Source organism: Sphingomonas radiodurans (assembly GCF_020866845.1).
Classification (GTDB): domain Bacteria; phylum Pseudomonadota; class Alphaproteobacteria; order Sphingomonadales; family Sphingomonadaceae; genus Sphingomonas; species Sphingomonas radiodurans.
Window position 1 is genome coordinate 2932958 of record NZ_CP086594.1, and the last position, 16633, is coordinate 2949590.

The 16633-nt window shown below is 61.8% G+C and carries 18 protein-coding genes; 5 read left to right on the forward strand and 13 right to left on the reverse strand.

Annotation, left to right across the window (positions count from 1 at the left end; translation table 11 throughout):
• From LLW23_RS13720 to LLW23_RS13730, 3 genes are all read right to left on the reverse strand, one after another.
• A complete protein-coding gene (locus LLW23_RS13720) occupies positions 1-462 on the reverse strand; it encodes a DUF2975 domain-containing protein (RefSeq protein WP_228946059.1) in 462 nt (153 codons plus the stop codon).
• 481 nt (positions 463-943) lie between these two features.
• Positions 944-2269 carry a S41 family peptidase gene (locus tag LLW23_RS13725; protein ID WP_228946060.1) on the reverse strand — a complete coding sequence of 442 codons (1326 nt, stop codon included), beginning with the start codon at positions 2267-2269 and terminating at the stop codon, positions 944-946.
• A gap of 321 nt (positions 2270-2590) precedes the next feature.
• Positions 2591-3040, reverse strand: coding sequence for a MarR family winged helix-turn-helix transcriptional regulator (locus LLW23_RS13730; RefSeq protein ID WP_228946061.1), 450 nt, complete (start codon positions 3038-3040; stop codon positions 2591-2593).
• Positions 3041-3127: 87 nt separating this feature from the next.
• On the opposite strand from LLW23_RS13730, the gene LLW23_RS13735 reads away from it, so the two are divergent.
• On the forward strand, positions 3128-3553 hold the full coding sequence (locus tag LLW23_RS13735) for an organic hydroperoxide resistance protein (protein WP_228946062.1): 426 nt from the start codon (positions 3128-3130) through the stop codon (positions 3551-3553).
• Between the two features lie 50 nt (positions 3554-3603).
• Here LLW23_RS13735 and LLW23_RS13740 read toward each other — a convergent pair whose 3' ends face one another.
• The 5 genes from LLW23_RS13740 to LLW23_RS13760 form a co-directional block, all read right to left on the reverse strand.
• Positions 3604-5622 carry a M3 family metallopeptidase gene (locus tag LLW23_RS13740; protein ID WP_228946063.1) on the reverse strand — a complete coding sequence of 673 codons (2019 nt, stop codon included), beginning with the start codon at positions 5620-5622 and terminating at the stop codon, positions 3604-3606.
• Between the two features lie 365 nt (positions 5623-5987).
• Positions 5988-6875 (reverse strand): alpha/beta hydrolase, encoded by an 888-nt coding sequence (locus tag LLW23_RS13745; protein WP_228946064.1) that lies wholly within the window; start codon positions 6873-6875, stop codon positions 5988-5990.
• Positions 6876-7214: 339 nt separating this feature from the next.
• Positions 7215-8288: a Na/Pi cotransporter family protein gene (locus LLW23_RS13750; RefSeq protein WP_228946065.1), complete on the reverse strand. Its 1074-nt coding sequence runs from the start codon at positions 8286-8288 to the stop codon at positions 7215-7217.
• 60 nt (positions 8289-8348) lie between these two features.
• The gene (locus LLW23_RS13755; protein ID WP_333473804.1) at positions 8349-9803 is read right to left on the reverse strand and encodes a CYTH and CHAD domain-containing protein; all 1455 of its coding nucleotides are present in this window, start codon (positions 9801-9803) and stop codon (positions 8349-8351) included.
• 348 nt (positions 9804-10151) lie between these two features.
• Positions 10152-10466, reverse strand: coding sequence for a hypothetical protein (locus tag LLW23_RS13760; protein ID WP_228946066.1), 315 nt, complete (start codon positions 10464-10466; stop codon positions 10152-10154).
• Between the two features lie 54 nt (positions 10467-10520).
• Between LLW23_RS13760 and LLW23_RS13765 the strand changes: the two genes are divergently transcribed.
• From LLW23_RS13765 to LLW23_RS13780, 4 genes are all read left to right on the forward strand, one after another.
• Complete coding sequence (locus LLW23_RS13765) at positions 10521-10889, forward strand: hypothetical protein (RefSeq protein ID WP_228946067.1); 369 nt, start codon at positions 10521-10523, stop codon at positions 10887-10889.
• Positions 10890-11288: 399 nt separating this feature from the next.
• Positions 11289-13451, forward strand: coding sequence for a TonB-dependent receptor (locus LLW23_RS13770; RefSeq protein ID WP_228946068.1), 2163 nt, complete (start codon positions 11289-11291; stop codon positions 13449-13451).
• A 376-nt stretch (positions 13452-13827) separates the two neighbouring features.
• Positions 13828-14025, forward strand: coding sequence for a hypothetical protein (locus LLW23_RS13775; protein ID WP_228946069.1), 198 nt, complete (start codon positions 13828-13830; stop codon positions 14023-14025).
• 165 nt (positions 14026-14190) lie between these two features.
• Positions 14191-14355 carry a hypothetical protein gene (locus tag LLW23_RS13780; RefSeq protein WP_228946070.1) on the forward strand — a complete coding sequence of 55 codons (165 nt, stop codon included), beginning with the start codon at positions 14191-14193 and terminating at the stop codon, positions 14353-14355.
• A gap of 28 nt (positions 14356-14383) precedes the next feature.
• On the opposite strand, the gene LLW23_RS13785 is transcribed toward LLW23_RS13780, so the two are convergent.
• The 5 genes from LLW23_RS13785 to LLW23_RS13805 form a co-directional block, all read right to left on the reverse strand.
• The gene (locus tag LLW23_RS13785; RefSeq protein ID WP_333473774.1) at positions 14384-14746 is read right to left on the reverse strand and encodes a DUF6481 family protein; all 363 of its coding nucleotides are present in this window, start codon (positions 14744-14746) and stop codon (positions 14384-14386) included.
• A 143-nt stretch (positions 14747-14889) separates the two neighbouring features.
• A complete protein-coding gene (locus LLW23_RS13790; protein ID WP_228946071.1) occupies positions 14890-15060 on the reverse strand; it encodes a hypothetical protein in 171 nt (56 codons plus the stop codon).
• Between the two features lie 82 nt (positions 15061-15142).
• Positions 15143-15352 carry a hypothetical protein gene (locus LLW23_RS13795; protein WP_228946072.1) on the reverse strand — a complete coding sequence of 70 codons (210 nt, stop codon included), beginning with the start codon at positions 15350-15352 and terminating at the stop codon, positions 15143-15145.
• A 118-nt stretch (positions 15353-15470) separates the two neighbouring features.
• Complete coding sequence (locus LLW23_RS13800) at positions 15471-15677, reverse strand: cold-shock protein (protein WP_228946073.1); 207 nt, start codon at positions 15675-15677, stop codon at positions 15471-15473.
• Between the two features lie 424 nt (positions 15678-16101).
• Positions 16102-16629, reverse strand: a complete 528-nt coding sequence (locus tag LLW23_RS13805) for a sensor histidine kinase (protein WP_228946074.1) — start codon at positions 16627-16629, stop codon at positions 16102-16104.
• Positions 16630-16633: the final 4 nt, after the last annotated feature.

A 16633-nucleotide genomic window follows, 5' to 3' on the forward strand; every position in this document is an offset into this window, starting at 1 on the left:
TCAGACGGTGCCAGCCAGATCGTCGCGCATGGCTGATCCTGTGGCGAACACTCGGGCAAGTACGAACACCATCAGCGTCGCCAGCCATCCGCCGACCGATATGTCGCCGGCAGGTGCGGCCGCTCCGAGGCTCGGCCAGAACCGGGCCAGCAGCGCGCAGGGCACATCGAGCATTTGTAGGGCGAGAAGAGCCCAGCCGATCTGCCGCAGTCCGGCGGCATTAGCCGGTGCGAAGGGGTCTCCGTGCGCCGCGCTCGCTGCGATCGATGCCAGCGGCACCAACAGCCGATCGGAAGCAATTGTCATGGCCACGCCGATCAACATGAGGAGCCGGATGCCAAGGAGGGCGGCGGCCACATCGACCGTCGGATCGGCCTTCACGAGCATTGCGCGATAGAAGCCGTGGAACGCCCAAGAGCTGGCGAGCCCAGCCGCGATAGCAACGAACAGAAGCCCGTTCACCACGCGTCCAATGCGGAGGACTGCTGCCACACCCGGTATAAGTTGATCCCGCCGTTGCACCGACTTTTCCCTTATCGTTATTCAATAATCCTCCTGGCATAGCGAGGTCAACAGGTTTATTGAAAAACGATAACGAAATTGTTGCGGACACGATAGGTCGGCGGCGTAAAGCTATTCTTATTACGCACTAATTTATGGAAAGGCGGCGGCGCGGCGCGGCGCGAAAGCGGCTATCGCCGCCCACCGTCTCGAAGGCGGCCTGTCCGCACTCCACCGTCTCTAGCCGTACCGAGCTGATCCGGCTTGCTAAATTTGCGGTTTGGTCAACCTGAACGAATGGCCGAAGTTGGGTAGCGGGACAGGTCGCCAGGATGTCGCATTGTGGGTCAATTCGTTGGTGCGCGGAGGCTAGTCTGTGCCAAGCGCGGACCTTTGCGCGCTGCTAATTAACGTCTCGACCGAGATACTACGAGGGTTGAGCTTACCGCGCCGAAAAAGCCGATCTGGGAATTGCGGCACCATCGCCATCGGGTCGGCTTATGACCACTGATGTGACGCGGCCGTTCTCAGCAATGAAACACGCCTGATTGCCTGTTGCGCCGAGTAGAAACCAGTCATCTCCCAAGGCCTGCATCTCGATCTCCGCCTGCGCGCCACGCTTCCAATAGAGCGTACCGTCGCGGCTTGTTACGTGGCGGTCGCCGTAATTGCCGACATAACGAGCAAGCGCTGCGGCTGTCATTGTCGGAGGCGCGACGCGCGCGCGTGCGATCCGCAATTCCCAGCGTAGTCGTATTTGATCGTCGGTGGACGCACTAAGCGCGAGCTGCTCAAGTGCCCGCGCGTGAGCAATGAGCATCGCCGAGCCGACTGGCGATGCTATGGTCGGAAGCACGCCCACCCCTTCCCAATTGGTGTTCGTGATCGCGTCAATTGCTCTGGCCGTTGAAAGGCTGAGTACAAACCCGCCCGCAATGGGAAACACGTCGCTTTGATTGCCGGCACCCGCCGTTGGTTCACCGACGACCTCTCCCAGCTTGCGATTCGCGATCTGATAGGCAAGCTCTTCTGCGGCAGAGGCGGTCGCTGGACCGGTCAGGACAAAGATCGGCTTACCCTTGATCCTGCCAGACGGAAGGTCGCGGACAGACCGCAATGGCGTGGCCTTCGTCCCTTCGAAAAAGGTGACGAAGAGCGTGTTCGGTTCTACGAAGTGGCTCAACAAGTAATGCACGGCATCCGGAAAGCCGCCTGCATTTTGCCGGACATCGATAATAATCGCGTCGCCATCGCGCAGAAAACGCATCGCGCCGTCATAGACCCCACTGGTGACACCGTTGGTCCAATCGAAAGCGACGATATTCAGGTATCGGACGTTGCCTTCAAGGATACGCTGCTCGATCAGGCCTTGATTTTCCCGTCTGAACCTCTGAGCGGCAACTCCTGCTTGTGCGTTGAGTGCAGCATATCCCATCTGGGGAGCCGCACGGAGGACCGACGCTTTGGCAGGGTCGTGGACGAGATACACGTGCCTGTCCCGCGTGACGGCTTTTAGGTCCTCGGTCACCAGCGCCGCGAATGCGCGATCGTCAGCGATATCGTAGCGTCCCGACGCCACGCTCTCTGAAAGTTTTGATAACGCGGCCGCACGCGCCTCAGCAACTACATAGCGCGTCCGGATGAAGCGTTGAATCTGCTCGATCAGCAAAGTCCGATTCAGCTTAGACTCTGCCCTAAGCGGACTCGCAATTTCAAATGCGAGCGCGACGATCAAGACAAAAGATCTGAAGATCAGTCTTTTCAGCACCGGCGTTCTCCCGCTCGACTAAACGTACATCGAAAGGACGGCGGTGGACATGGGAAGCGCGCATTTCGAACGATTGGACGGCGCTTAATCGGTACGCCTTGCTGCCCTTGGTGTCGAAACCGAACGGCTGTGGCATTGCCCAACCTTCACTTCCCACGTCATCCGCCGAGAGCGGACTGCGAACTAACCACTATATTCTGCCGGGCGTAAGAACGAGATGAACGAATGGCCGATGTTGGGAAGCAGCAAGGCGGCCGCCAGCGGCGGCTTCTGGGTCTTTTGGGCAGCGGTCCTAACCATCGGTAACGAGGATCGAAGACCTTACGTCGCCGGTGCCGCGGGCAGCGTTGCCAGCGCGTGGCGGACGATATCGGCGTCGCGCTTCAGGCGGATGAGATGCTCGACGCTCAGCCCCATGCGCTCGAACAGCGCCTCGGCGAGACATCCGCAGCGGTCGCGCATCGCTGCGCCCTGCGGGGTGAGGCGGACGTTGACGCGGCGTTCGTCGGCTGCATCGCGCTCGCGCATCACATGCCCGCTCGCCTCCAGCCGTTTCACCAGCGGGGTGATCGTGCTTGATTCCAGCGCGAGCCGCTCGGCGATGGCGCCGATCGTGCGGCCGTCGGTCTCCCACAAAGCGTGGAGCACCAGATACTGTGGATAGGTAAGGCCGAGCTTGTCGAGCATCGGTTTGTACGCGCGACTGATCGCCATGCTCGTCGCATAGAGCGAGAAGCAGAGCTGGTCGTCGAGGGGGAGGGCAGCGGACATAAATTTCATATCGCGATAACGATGGGTCTGGACAAGGCTCCGTTCTTTTATATGTCACGATAACAAATATCGAGGAAAGGAATGCTCATGTCGGTCACTGTCGTTTACAGCACCCGCGCCACCTCCACCGGTGGCCGCGACGGCGACGCGCGGTCCGAGGACGGACGGTTTACCGCTAAGCTCTCAACGCCGAAGGAACTGGGCGGCGCGGGTGGCGAGGGGACCAATCCCGAGCAATTGTTCGCGGCGGGCTATTCGGCCTGCTTCATCGGCGCGCTAAAAGCGGCGGGTGCGCAGCTGAAGCTGCGCGTACCGGCGGAGACGAGTGTCACCGCAACGGTAGGGATCGGTCCGCGCGCGGCGGGTGGCTTCGGCATCACCGCCGATCTTGAGGTGAGCCTGCCCGGGCTCGACCACGCGGATGCGGAGCGGCTGGCCGAGGCCGCGCATCAGATTTGCCCCTATTCGAACGCGATCCGCAACAATGTGGATGTGGGGCTGACGGTCGTCTGAGGATTGGGCGCCTGAGGGATGGGTGCCTCCCGCATGACGTGGGGGGCACCTTACATCAGGCCATGCCGGATGAGCATTGCGTCCGGGTTGGGATCACGATCACGGAAGGCGCGGAAGCTCTCTGCCGCCGGACGGGTTGCGCCGCGCGCCAGCACTTCGCTGCGGAACCGGTCACCGGTGGCGCGGTCGACCAGCCCCGCCTGGGCGAAGGCCATGAAGCCGTCCGCCGCGAGCAGTTCCGCCCAGAGATAGCTGTAATAGCCCGCGGCATAGCCGCCCGCGAAGATATGGCTGAAGGCGTGCGGAAAGCGGTGCCACTCGGGTGGACGGATCACCGCCACCTCGTCGCGCACCGCCTCGATCACTTCCATCGGATCGCTGCCCATCGTGCCGAGGTGCAGCAACAGGTCGAACAGTGCGAATTCGATCTGGCGGACGAGGAACATCGCCGCCTGGAAATGGCGTGCCTTCACCATGCGATCGAACAAATCGGCGGGGAGGGGGGCGTTGGTCTTGTAATGGCCGGACATACCGGTCAGCACTTTGCGATCCCAGGCGAAATCCTCCATCAGCTGGCTCGGCAGTTCCACCGCATCCCATTCGACGCCGTTGGTGCCGGCGATGCTCGGCCTATCAACCTTGGTGAAGAGCAAGTGGAGGCAATGGCCCGTCTCGTGCAGCAGCGTCGTTACGTCGTCGTGGGTCAGCAGCGAGGGCGTCTCGCCGCCATTGGGCGCGAAATTGCAGACCAGATAGGCGACCGGCACGATTAGCGTATTGCCGTCGCGGAGCCGCGGGCGTGCCTCCGCCATCCATGCGCCGCCGCGCTTGCCGCTGCGCGCATGGAGATCGAGGTAGAGGCCGGCGATCACCGCATTATCTTCGCCGATGACGTCGAAGAAGCGCGCGTCGGGGTGGTACAGCGACACGTCGTCGCGCGCGACGAGGCGGATGCCAAACAGCCGCTGCAACAAAGTCTGCAAGCCGGCCATAACGCGTGCGACGGGGAAATAGCCGCGCACCTCCTGCGCATCGACCGCATAGCGCGCGCGGCGCAGGCGGTTGGAGACGAACGCATTGTCCCACGGCTGGAGATCGTCGATCCCGCAGTCGCTGGCGGCGAAAGCCTTCAACTTGACGAGGTCGCGCTCGGCTGCGGGCCTCGCGCGCCGGGCGAGATCGCGCAGGAAGGCGATCACCTCGCCGGCATTGGGCGCCATCTTGGTGGCGAGCGACCAGGCGACGGGATCGGTGAAGCCGAGCAATGCGGCGGCCTCGCGGCGTAATTCAAGGATGCGCGCGATGCGGGCGCTATTGTCGAATTCGCCCGGCCCCTGATCCGCGGCGCGGGTGCCGAAGGCGCGATAGACGCGGGCGCGCAGGTCGCGGTTCCCGGCGAAGGTGAGGATCGCGCTAACGCTCGGCTGCTGCAGCGTGATGCGCCAGCCACCGAGCCCCTTCGCGCGTGCGGCATCGGCGAACATCGCCATGTCCGCCTCCGACACGCCAGCGAGATCGGCGGGGTCGGTGATGTGCTCGCTCCACGCTTCGGTCGCGTCGAGCACGGCGCTGCCGAATTCGTTCGATAGCGCGGACAGTTCGATCGAGATTGCCTTGAACCGCTCGCGCGCCTCGGGTTCGAGCGCGACGCCGGCGAGGGAGAAATCGCGAATCGCGTGCTCCACCGCGACGCGGTCTGCCGTCGGGAGCTCCGCGAAAGCCGGCGCGGTGCTGAGCGCGACGAGCATGTCGTAGAGCTCGCGGTTCTGGCCGACCCGCATGTTGTACTCGACGAGGCGCTTCTGGCCCTCGGCATGGGCGGCGCGCAGCTCGGGCGTGTCGGCGACACCGTGGAGGTGCGAGACGGTGAACCAGATGGCGTTGAGCGCGGTTTCGGCGCGCTCATAGGGCAGCCAAGCGTTAGCGAAACCGGTCGGGCGCGTGCTGGTGAGCGCGGCGATGGTGGCGGCGTGATCGGCGATCGCAGTGTCGAGCGCGGGGTCGATCTGATCGGGCGCGATTTCGGCGAAACGCGGCAGGGTGAGTGGGTCGAGCAGGGGGTTGGTCATCGGTGGCGTCCTTCGAGTGCCGTCAGAGCAAGTGTGGCGGGTCGAGGCAAGAGGTGCCGCGCTCCAGTAGGGCGGCGCGAGCAGCGGGACAGATAACCGCGAGAAATGGAACCGGCGTATCAAGTCGCTGGCGCATTGGAGCAGCAGCTTGCGCAGCCTGGGTCAACCAACGTGCCAAAACAAGCCGTTCCGAGCCGATGGTTAGACCAGGAAGCCTGTCCGCTCACATGAATGGGCGGCAGGTTTGGGGTAGCGGAACAGGAAGCGTGAATGACCGAATTTGGGTCGTTGCGGACCGCTGTCCAGCCAAGACGGTCGCGCTGATCTCGGCGGCCAGAAGACCATGGCTCAGATCCGTCGCGCCGCTACCGCTTGCCTGGGATTGCTTCCCTGGCGATGAAGTCGATGACCGCTGCGCCGTTCGCGGTCGAAGGGGTGACAATGTCGAAGTGATTGGCGTTAGGCGGCGCAAGCTCCGCGACTGGATCCCCCGCGGCCTTTGCACCTGCAACATAGGGCTGCATGAAAGGGCGAAACTCGCCAATGACCAGCAATTGACGCAAACCCAGTGGGAGGTGTTCGGCCGGCGAAGCGAGTGCGTAGGCTGCTGGCTTGTCTGCTGGCAGCCCGCCCATCAGCGAAGCGATCACCGGCTGTCCGCAGACCTGCGCGTCGATGCCGACGAACGGCGCGAGCGCGGCGGGGCCGTCGATTGCCGCGACCGCGACCGGCCTGACCTTCACTGCGTTCCAAGGCGCCGGCAAGCGAGAGCGCGACGCCGCCCACATCGCCAAGTGCGCACCTGCCGAATGGCCGACTAGGATCACGCGCGACAAGACCAGCTTATAACGTTCGGCGATCTCGGCCAATTTGTCCTCGGCAGCAGCGACATCCTGGAAAGTCCCGGGCCAGCCCCCGCCTGGGTCGCCAATGCGGCGATACTCGATGTTCCAGGTCGCGAAGCCGCGCTTGCCGAGTGCGTCGGCGACCCCGGCGATGCCGGCGCGGGTGTCGTAATCATTGCGCCAGCAGCCGCCGTGGATGACGATCGCTACCGGGAATGGCCCGCGGCCGCTCGGTATGCGTAGGTCGGCGACCTGGAGTGGGTCCGCGCCATAGGAGATCGTCGCAAACGGCTTGGACGCCTTCGCACCGAATGCCTTGTAGATCGTCTCTGGTGACGGGGCGGGCGTTGCTGCGATTCCCCATCCAGCAAGCAGAGCCGCAGCCGATAGCTTCAACCAACGTGACATACGCGCCCCCTGAGAGAGCAATGCTATTTTGCAGCGCGCGCCTGTATTGGATGAATACGACACGCACCATCGCCGCCTGAGAGGAAAACCCTGGTAGGGTGAATGGCGGTGGTGTCGCTGAACCGGTCCGAACCCGTCACCTGTTTCGCTCCACCGCCGCCCATCAGACGCGAGAAGGTGAACGAGCGTCCGCCTCCGGGAACGCTTACATCGCCGTGGATGACTGCTTTTGGGTCAGATCCGCTGATCGGTAATCTCGCCTCGATGCTCCGTCAGACGACCTATCAGGAGCGCGGACCGACACTTCTGGGCAGATTTCCAAGCGCGGTACGGCTGTGGTCAGCTTGCTAGCTGTCCGCTGGGTTGCGTTGGGGTGACAAGCTCGGCACCCGACCGGTCTCCGGGCACGACGCGTTCGAGCAGGATCGCAATGGCGCCGACGAACGGTAGCACGATCAGCGCTCCTGCGAGATTGAACAGGACGTGCGCGTTGGCGATCCGCTGACCGGTGTCCTGAGCCGTTGCGGCACCGAACTGGGCAAGTTGATCAATCAGAAGAACGCCTATTAAGACCGCGCCAGCGTTAAATAGCAGGTGGAAGATGCCTGCCTTTACGGCGGCGCGCGACCGGCCGAGCGTTGCCAGCAGCGTGTCTGCACAAGTGCCGATTTCAGCGCCGAGCATAATGGCGACACCTGCGGGCAGGGTGATGACCCCGGTGCCTGCCAGCGTAATGACGATCCCCATCATCGCGGATGAAGACTGGATTGCTATTGTTACCAGTGCTCCAGCGAGCACACCGAGCAGCGGGTTCTCCAACCCGCGAAGCCACGCAACGATGCCGGCGTGCTCCTTGAGTGGCTCGGCCGCAGTGCCGATGATGTTCAGACCGAACAGTACTAGGCCCAGACCGAGCAGGATCGTGGCGTTTCGTCTGGCCGCGTCGGTTTTCGCTGACGCCTTCCATAGAAGGCCGGCGGCGATCGGCAGCGGCGCATAGGTGTCGATGTTCCAGGCGAATATCTGGCTGGAGAGAGTCGTTCCGATGTTGGCACCAAGGATCATCGGCAGCGCATGGGCGAACGAAATCAATCCCGCATCGACGATCGCGATCAGCAGGATGATGACCACCGAAGACGAGTCGAGCGCGATTGTCGCCGCGGTGCCGGCGCCCAACGCGAGGAAGCGGTTCGATGATGATCGCTCCAATAGCCTCTGAAAGCGGCCACCCTGCGCCTGCTTCAAGCTGCCTGCCAGTATGTCGACGCCATACAGAAACAGAGCGAGCCCACCGATTGCGCCCATCGCTAACGTGATCCAGTCGATACCTTCAGCCCGACCGCTGGCTTGGGCAGAAACCGAAGATGCGGCGCATAGCGATACGATCGCAGCAGCAGTGACAGGATAGATCAACGAGCGCCTGGACATGCATTGTCCTAACGTCGCTTTGCGACGCTGCGATGAACCCTCCGATCAGCGCCAGAAGGGCTTGCTGTCCATCAGCGTCGCATAAGCGTCGGCTGCTTCTTTGATCAGAGGATCACGCCTGGACATGTCGGGCTCAAGGGCGTCGGCGGTGGGAGTGCCGGCAAGCGAAAGTTCGGCAATGACGATCGGCGCTGTCGCCAGATCGTTCAGATCCCCAAGGTTGGCCTGAAGCGCGGCCAAGGCTTCGTGGAATGCCTTATAACGCCGCGCCGGCTTCTTGCCGCGGAAGAGACTTGCGAAAAACTCGGTAGCGTAGCGAAGCTTCTTCGCCTCGATACGGACGTCGTGCCGTTCGTCATCGCTGACTTCATCTAGATTTCGGCCAAGACGCTTGAGTCGACGCCGGTGTTTATCAAGAGCCGCTGCAGCAAAAACCTCGATAGCTTCCTCACGCACTGCGCTCCGGACGTCGTCGGAAGCCCACGAGCCGATCGCCGTCCATTCGGCCATGTCGAGCATCAACGCACGCGTCCGTTCGGACGCGAGCGCCGTCTGCACGGCTTCATAAGCTGACTTGCGAGCTGCATGCAGTGGCTTACCCGCCTTTCGGCTGGAGACCCGCTCCAGCATCACATCCAGGTTGCGAGCATGGCCGAGCTCCGCGGCGATCCAGCGCAGTTCGGTGCGAAGCTGATCGTATTGGTCGTCTGCAACGATGGTCTTGAAGGTCGACAGGGCGGAACGCAACCGACGCAGGGACACCCGCGCCTGATGCAGTGCGCCGGCATTCCCCGTGCGGCGCAAGATGTCCTCGTTGAGACGAAACTGGCGCACACAAGCCCCGACGATCATACGAAACCCGGCTGCGGTCGATGTACCAGGTCGCAGGGTCAATAGACCGGTCTTGACCGGCTTATCGAGGTCGGTGGTAGCCAACCTGTATCCGCGCTCCGACTTGGTAAGCACGCCTAGCCGTACCGGAACCGATTGATCGAGATCTCTTGCGAGCTCGAAGAGTGCGGCGGGTTCGCCGCGCTTGAGCTCCAGCTCGACTTCATGAACCGGGTCCGAGCGAGTTGCCGAGTGGACCGCGCCGCGATCGAATACCACCTCGATGACGGCGTCTGCTCGTTCAACCAAAACGGTCCTGCGAGTGACCTCGACACGGAAGAGCGGCTTGAGCCGATCGACGTCTGCGGCTGGTACCACACCGCTAATAGGGGCGTCATCGTCTTCGAGCACTGGTGCGTCGCCGTTGATCTCGCATTCCCACTCGGGACGGACGAACAGTCCAGCAGCAGCGCTACTCTCTGCCTTGATGGTTTGGATGCGTCGATCGCCAATCGTCCGGATACGCAGGGACAAGCCGGCCTCAAGCAGCTGCTGCTCGGGCGTATCGAAGTACACCGACTGCTGCTGTCGGTCGGTCGCTTGATCGCTGCTCAGCGGCTTTGTCGCTAGAAGCGCCGCGGAATTATCTGGATCGATGGCGAGCTTCAGCTCTTATTCTTCGTGCTGGCTGGTGATAATCCTGTCCCCGCCCGAAGCGAACCCCTTCGCGGGTACTATTTTGCGAGCACGTTCCAGCTTCGTCTTCTTGGTCAAAATCGCCTCCATGTCGGCCGAGCAACGCTCGAGGCTTCGTGAACCTAACTCACCGGCGATATCGAGGGTCCAAACCAGGAGGTTCGCCGCAGAGGACACGATCAGGCCGACAGCGTGCCTTCGGTCTGCATCTGCCAAAACCTGCCAAGATATTGAGATGGGACTATTAATTCATCAGAACTGTCTTCGCTCCCCAGCGCGACCCAAATGATGCCGCCGCCAGAGATAGGGGCATGCCCGGTATCAAGAATGACGGCGTACGGTGATGGCCAGCGCCAGCAAGCCAAGGACCGCGACGACGAATGGCACAACGAAAGCGATGAGAAGCGGCACGCCGAAAAACGCCCACAACAGGACCATCGAGACACTGATGCCCGCACAGACCATGATCCATACGAAGCCCAGGACGAAGGCCATCCAACCCTTGCGGTGAATCGGCGCGTAGCCATTCTCGTCGCCAGCCTCTTTGAACCAGATCTCCCGCCCGTGCCGGTTGAGTCTCGGTGGCTCGCGATTAGGCATCGTGTGTGGGTAGCGCGCCGTGCCGAACCGGTCCACCGCGCGACGCCTGATCCGGCGCCGGCTATCGGCGGTCTTCTAATGGCTATCCGCATGCTCGGAATTCTCGCGATTGCGGTCGCGATCGCGTTGATCGCGCTCATGCTGCACGAAGGCGAGCCCGGAGCCGCATGGTGGTGGCTGCTCGCGCTTCCGTTCGGCGTCTGGATCATCGGCCCCGCGATCGCACCCTACATCCTAGCGCACCGCGCTAAAAAACCCTGGTTTGCCCGCGCGATGCTGGCGTTTCCCTGCCTGTCCAGCGCATGGTCGGTCACGGCCTATTATCAGGCGTTCTTCGTTTCGGCATCGTCGTCCGCGGTGCTCGTCATGATCTTCGTGCCACTGTATCAATGGGCAGCGCTTTTGTTCACTGGCCTGGTGAGCGCTGGGATCGTCCGCTGGCGGGGCCGCTCTCGCTGACAACGCGACACTTCCAGTGCACGCCATGCCGATGTTGCGAAGCTTAGTCCGCGCGGGCGGGGGCGGCATCTGTGCCAGACGCTATGGGCAATTTGTCCACATTAACTAGCGTCCAGTTTTGGGGGCCGCGGTGGGAGCACCGAATGGCGGGGTGTGGGTCCTCACGGCCGCGAAGCCTACGACGCAAAAAGCGGTCGGAGGCAAGCAAGCTGCCAATCTCGGACGAACAAATCTGAACAGCGTTTCTGACACTCGGAAGTCAGCGGGAACCATACAAGCGCGGCTGAGGCACAACCGACCGGTTTGGACCCGCCAGCTTATGATGACCTTCGCCAGAATTGAGATTGACTTGCATTATGCGTATGCATAGCTGCTGCGAATGGTTCGCAACAGGGGTTAATGAAGGTGCTCATCGAAGGTCTTGCCGTTCTGCTAGCAGCTCATGCCGCAGCGCCGGTGAAGACTCGCTCTCCGGCTGAAGGCTCATCAGCAGGATCGGCGAAGGATGATGCGCAATCATCGCGTCATGAGCAAATCGGCGACGACATCATCGTTAACGGTGAGCGGATCAAGGGCGCGCAGGCTGCATCCAAAGCACAGATCGGGGTGCTCGGCGATAGTGAAGTGTTCAATACTCCGTTTTCGACCAGCGGCTACACCGACCAACTCATCCGCGACCAGCAAGCCCGCTCGCTCGCGGACGTGCTCGCCAACGATCCTTCTGTGCGTCAGGCGACCAGCCGCTACGCCGAGTCGGAGGTATTCGTGATCCGTGGCTTCCAGGTCTACACGACGCTGTTCAACGGCCTTCCTGGACTGGTCGACAGCCGCCAACCGTTTCTGGACGGTGTTGAGCGCATCGATGTCTTCAAAGGACCAAGCACGCTGGTCAACGGCGCTTCGCAGGAAGTGGGTGGGACCGTCAACTTCGTGCCCAAGCGAGCCGAAAGCGGCGGCACCCGCCGCGCCACGATCGGCTATATTGGCGATGCGCAAGGCGAGGCTCATTTCGACGTGGGCAGACGGTGGGGCAGCAACGACCAATGGGGGCTGCGGGGTAACGTCGGCCTCCGCTACGGCGATACGCCCGTCGACAATCAACTGGACCGCGCAGGGATCGGCGTTGTCGCCTTCGACTACCGTGGCGATCGGCTTCGCGTCAGCGTCGATGCCAGCTACCAAGATCGAAGGTTACTCGCCGAACTTTCCGGCTTCTCAGTACTACCCGGTTTCGGCATCCCGCGCGCGCCCGATCTCGACCGCAACATCTTCGACCGCTCGTCATCTTACCGAAAGCGCAACGGCATCGGCCTGGTTTCTGCAGAATACGATGTCGCGGACCGGATCACGGTGTTCGCGGCCGGCGGGTATCAGCACAGCAACGAGCGCTACTCAGGACCCTATTCGCCGACCATTACGACACCCGATGGGACTACAGATGTCTCAACCGTCCCGTACGTTCTCACCGACAACAGTTACGTCGGCCGTGTCGGCATACGGGCCGCGTTCGAAACCGGCCCTGTCAGCCACGCAATCACGGTGTCGGCGGAGAGCTATCTCGATCGCTATTATGGTGGATACGCCGTCTTCGACACGCTGACGAGAAACATCTACAATCCCCGCCCGCTGGCACAAGAAGTCTTAGCCTATCCCAATCCGGAGACCGCATATCGGCAGCGCAGTCTCACCAAGAGCGTGGTGATCGCGGACGCCGCCAGCATTCACGACGGGCGGGTGACGCTGATCGCGGGGGTGCGCCGCGTCACGATCGGATCGACCAATCGTGATCCTGCTGGAGCAATCAACTCTGACTATCGGCAGAGCCGCTACACGCCCGCCGTCGCACTTCTGGTCAAGCCTCTGCCGCGCCTCACGCTCTACGGCAACTACATCCAGGCGCTCCAGCTGGGCGCGACCGCGCCGGTGGGCACCGCCAACGCGAATGAGGTGTTTCCGCCAACTCTTGCCAAGCAGTATGAACTTGGTGCCAAATACAAGATCGGTGCCGCTGCTGGCGTAACCTTCGCCGCCTACAACATCACGCAGCCAAGCGGCATCACCGATCCGGTGACCCGCATCTTCTCGGTCGATGGGGCGCAGCGCAATCGCGGGCTGGAGCTCAGCGCCTTTGGCGAGGTCGCAGCGGGACTCCGCCTTCTGGGCGGCGCATCGCTGATCGACGCGGTTCAGACGCGAACCGAGGATGCGGACGGCGACGGGCGGGGCGACCTTGACGGTAACAAAGCAACCGGCGTGCCCGATTGGCAGGCGAACTTCGGCGGCGAGTGGGACGTGCGGTCGCTGCCTGGACTGACGCTCACTGGACGCATGCTTTACACGTCGCGGCAATATGTCGACCCGGACGAAAGCCGCACGATCCCTGGCTGGACCCGCTACGATGTCGGCGTGCGCTATACGGCGATTGTGGCGGGCAAGCCGTTGGCGTTCCGCGCGACTGTCGAGAACGTGACCGACCACAATTATTGGTCATCCTCGATCGGCTCCACGCTAGCGCTGGGGGCACCGCGCACCGTGCTTCTGTCGGTAACGCGGGACTTCTAAACTGGTGGGCGTCTCATGGCAGCTCTTGGGAGTGGCCCATCGCTGCGCAGAACTGACAATCGTCTTCTCCTGATTGTGGCTGGGGCTACCGGCCCGCTGCTAGCATTTGGTCAGCGCAGCAAGAGCACGTCGATCGGCCGCGAGCCGCTCCTGGGCTAATACATCGGAGCGCTTGTTATCATACATCTACATTATGCTCAGCCGAAGACGTCGGCGTGCCGAGTTGCATCAGCAAGCCAATAGTGATGCAATTTGCACGCCGGTTGTGCCAGCGCCAACATAGCCCGCTTAACCAGTTGCACATCGCATTCTTTTAAAGCTTTCCGCTTAGGTTACTGACAACACCGACAGCGCGATCAGTGCCGCCAAGAGCACCATGAAGCAAACGCTTGCGGCGTTCGGCGGTGGCGAGGTCGAGAGCGTGTCCGGGCTGGGCAAGGCAAGCTTCTGGGTCGCCAAGGTTGACCAGTTGCAGAGCTTTATCGGCGAGGATCGCATGGTGCTGATTACGGTGCCTGATAGTCCTGATGCCAAAGACAAGGCGATTGCTCTGGCGAGGAAGGCGGGGGCGTAAACCCATGTGGATCCTCGCTGAGACGGCTTTCAGTAAGAGCGTCGGCGGCCGTCCCGGCGGGGTGACCCTCGTATCAATCATGCGCGGCCGTTTCCTGGCAGACTATTCGATCCGTCGTGCGTTGTTGGTATCGCGTACTTTGCGCGCGCAACCTGAGGAACTGAAATGCCGGATCAGATCGACACTGATATGGACGACCAGAAGGATCGTCCAACCGACCAAACCACCGAGATGGTCGGCGAGAGCAGCGTCGATAAGGACGATCCACACAAGGCTGAAAAGCTCACCAAGACAGGTCGCGACATAGATCCCGACGAGGGGAGCGACTAGCAAATCCAGGCGCCGTCACCGCTAGAGGCTACTTTCGCGCTTTGCGGGCGGCATAACGGGCGTCTCGTGCTGCCTTCATTTCTTCCGGGCTGGCAGGCTTAAGGCGCGCGGCCTTCAATGCTTCCGCCGCCGCAACTCGGGCAAGTTCAGCGGCCTTGGCGGCGATTTTTTCGGCTTTGCCGGCGGCGACCGCAGCGGCCTTGGTGGCTCGCTCCTGCGCAAGGGCCTGATCCTGCTTGTCCGACGCTTCGCGTCTCTCTGCCATCAGGGCCGGGTCAACCGGCGGCTTTGCCTTCAGCTGATCCAGAGCCTTTTGCTTGGCGGTTCCAGCCGAGGCCGCCCGATCGCTAAATGAGGGGTCTTTGAATGAAGGCACCTGATTATCCAACAAAATTTGGGCCGCCGCTTATTGCGCGATCTGCTATCTTTCAAGATTGTGCCCGATCGAGGGACGGCGCCCTCACACCGCATTTCGGCGATGACGCTAGACAGGCTGGCGTTTGCCCTCGATCTCGCTGGCGATTTTGCCGATCATCACATCAAGGCCGACGCACCGGTGGGCGCGCCTGCATCGAGCAGCTTAACGATCAGCTTCAGATCGGCGCCGGTCAGGTGACTTACTGTGTCGACCTCCTCGTCGTCGGTCCAAGACAAGCTGAACCGGCGAAGGTGATCTATCGCCGCAAAGAGGTCTGGCGCCATCAAGGCAGCATCTCCTGAGGGTTCGGCGAACCGCCCTCGACAAATAAATGACGGGCGCTTGTCCGCCTCCCGATCTGGAAAGAGCTTATTTGGACGCGAACTGCCCGGCCTCCGCGCCTAACTGCTGCTTGGCATGGGCGCGTGCTGCCGTCGCGCTTTTGAAAAGCTCGGGCTGCAAGATGGAGGTTACAATCGGGTAGCTCTGAGAGTTAAAGCGCGTGTCGCGGATGGTAATCCGAAACTGGCCCTCTGCATCCTTGGCGATCAGAAACGGCGCGACGAGGGTTCTGGACATAAAGACCTTTCATTTGGCCGACGAAGGCGGCGTCCGCTCTAGGCGCTAGGTCGCCGAGCAGGTTCTGGAAATTAGCAGACAGGTAAGCGGCGGATGGTGTTACACCCGCCGCCAACTTTCAGGCGTCCTGCAGGTTTACGGCAGACGTCTTGCCGCGACGGTCGGTCTCCAGTTCATAGGACACGCGTTGGTCCTTGTTGAGCGTCGTCATGCCGGCACGTTCCACGGCCGAGATGTGGACGAACGCGTCGCTGCTGCCGTTTTCCGGCGCGATGAAGCCATAGCCCCTGTCGTTACTGAAGAATTTTACGGTGCCATTGATCATGAGGATTTCCTTGTCCCATGTGTCGGGCATGTGCCAACCGCGGCACATCCCGGCGTCTTGAAGCTAGAAGGGACAAAGGGAAGAGCCGAGGCGGCCCATCATCCGTCGCAGGCGACGTTCAGCCCGTGCTGCATAGCGCGGTTCCGCAGGAAAGTCATCCTCGTTCGGACGGACTGTGTAATCGTCGGCGGCCGAGGCGAAGGGGTTTAGATCTGGGTACGCACTTGGGTTCTGCTGGGACGGCTTTCAGTAGAAAGGGCGGCGCTTCCAGCAATGCATCGATTTTCGCATTGATCATGCGCGGCAACGGGGTACACTCCCTCGTCACCCATGGCCGGCTAGCCGACGACGCTAGCGAAGCGCCGGCTTTCGGCACAGGCAGCCATTGCCCAAGAAACTCCAAAATGGCTTGTTGTCCCACTGTCTATCGATGCGGAAATTCTAGGCAGAGTGTGGCTCCGCGTTCCGATGCCCAATCGGGCTTCGCACCAATCTGGCGGGCCAAGCCCTCGATCAGAGCCATTCCGGTCCCCGTACCAGGCCGCGAATTCTGGGCGCTGATCGGCAACCCCTTACCGTTATAACAAATCTGAACCCACATTCGATTATCGCGCTTGCGTGCCTCGACGACAATCGATGGCTGCTCCGGCCGGCCCTCGCCGTCGAAGGCGTACTTCACGCTGTTGGTCGTGAACTCATTTAGAATGAGTCCAAGCGGGATTGCCGTATCGCTGCTAATATCGACGTCATCGACCTGTGCGTCCAGTCGGACGCCAGCTTCCTCGTGGAGCGCGAGCAGGCCCTCAAGGAGCTTCATGACATAGGGACGCAGCGGCAGCCGGTCGGCGTTCTTGGCTGCATAGACCTGCTCATGGACAAGACGGAGCGCCTCAATGCGCCCGCCGACAACACCCAACTCGTATCGGATCTCGTCCGACGCGGCCGTGTTCATCCGC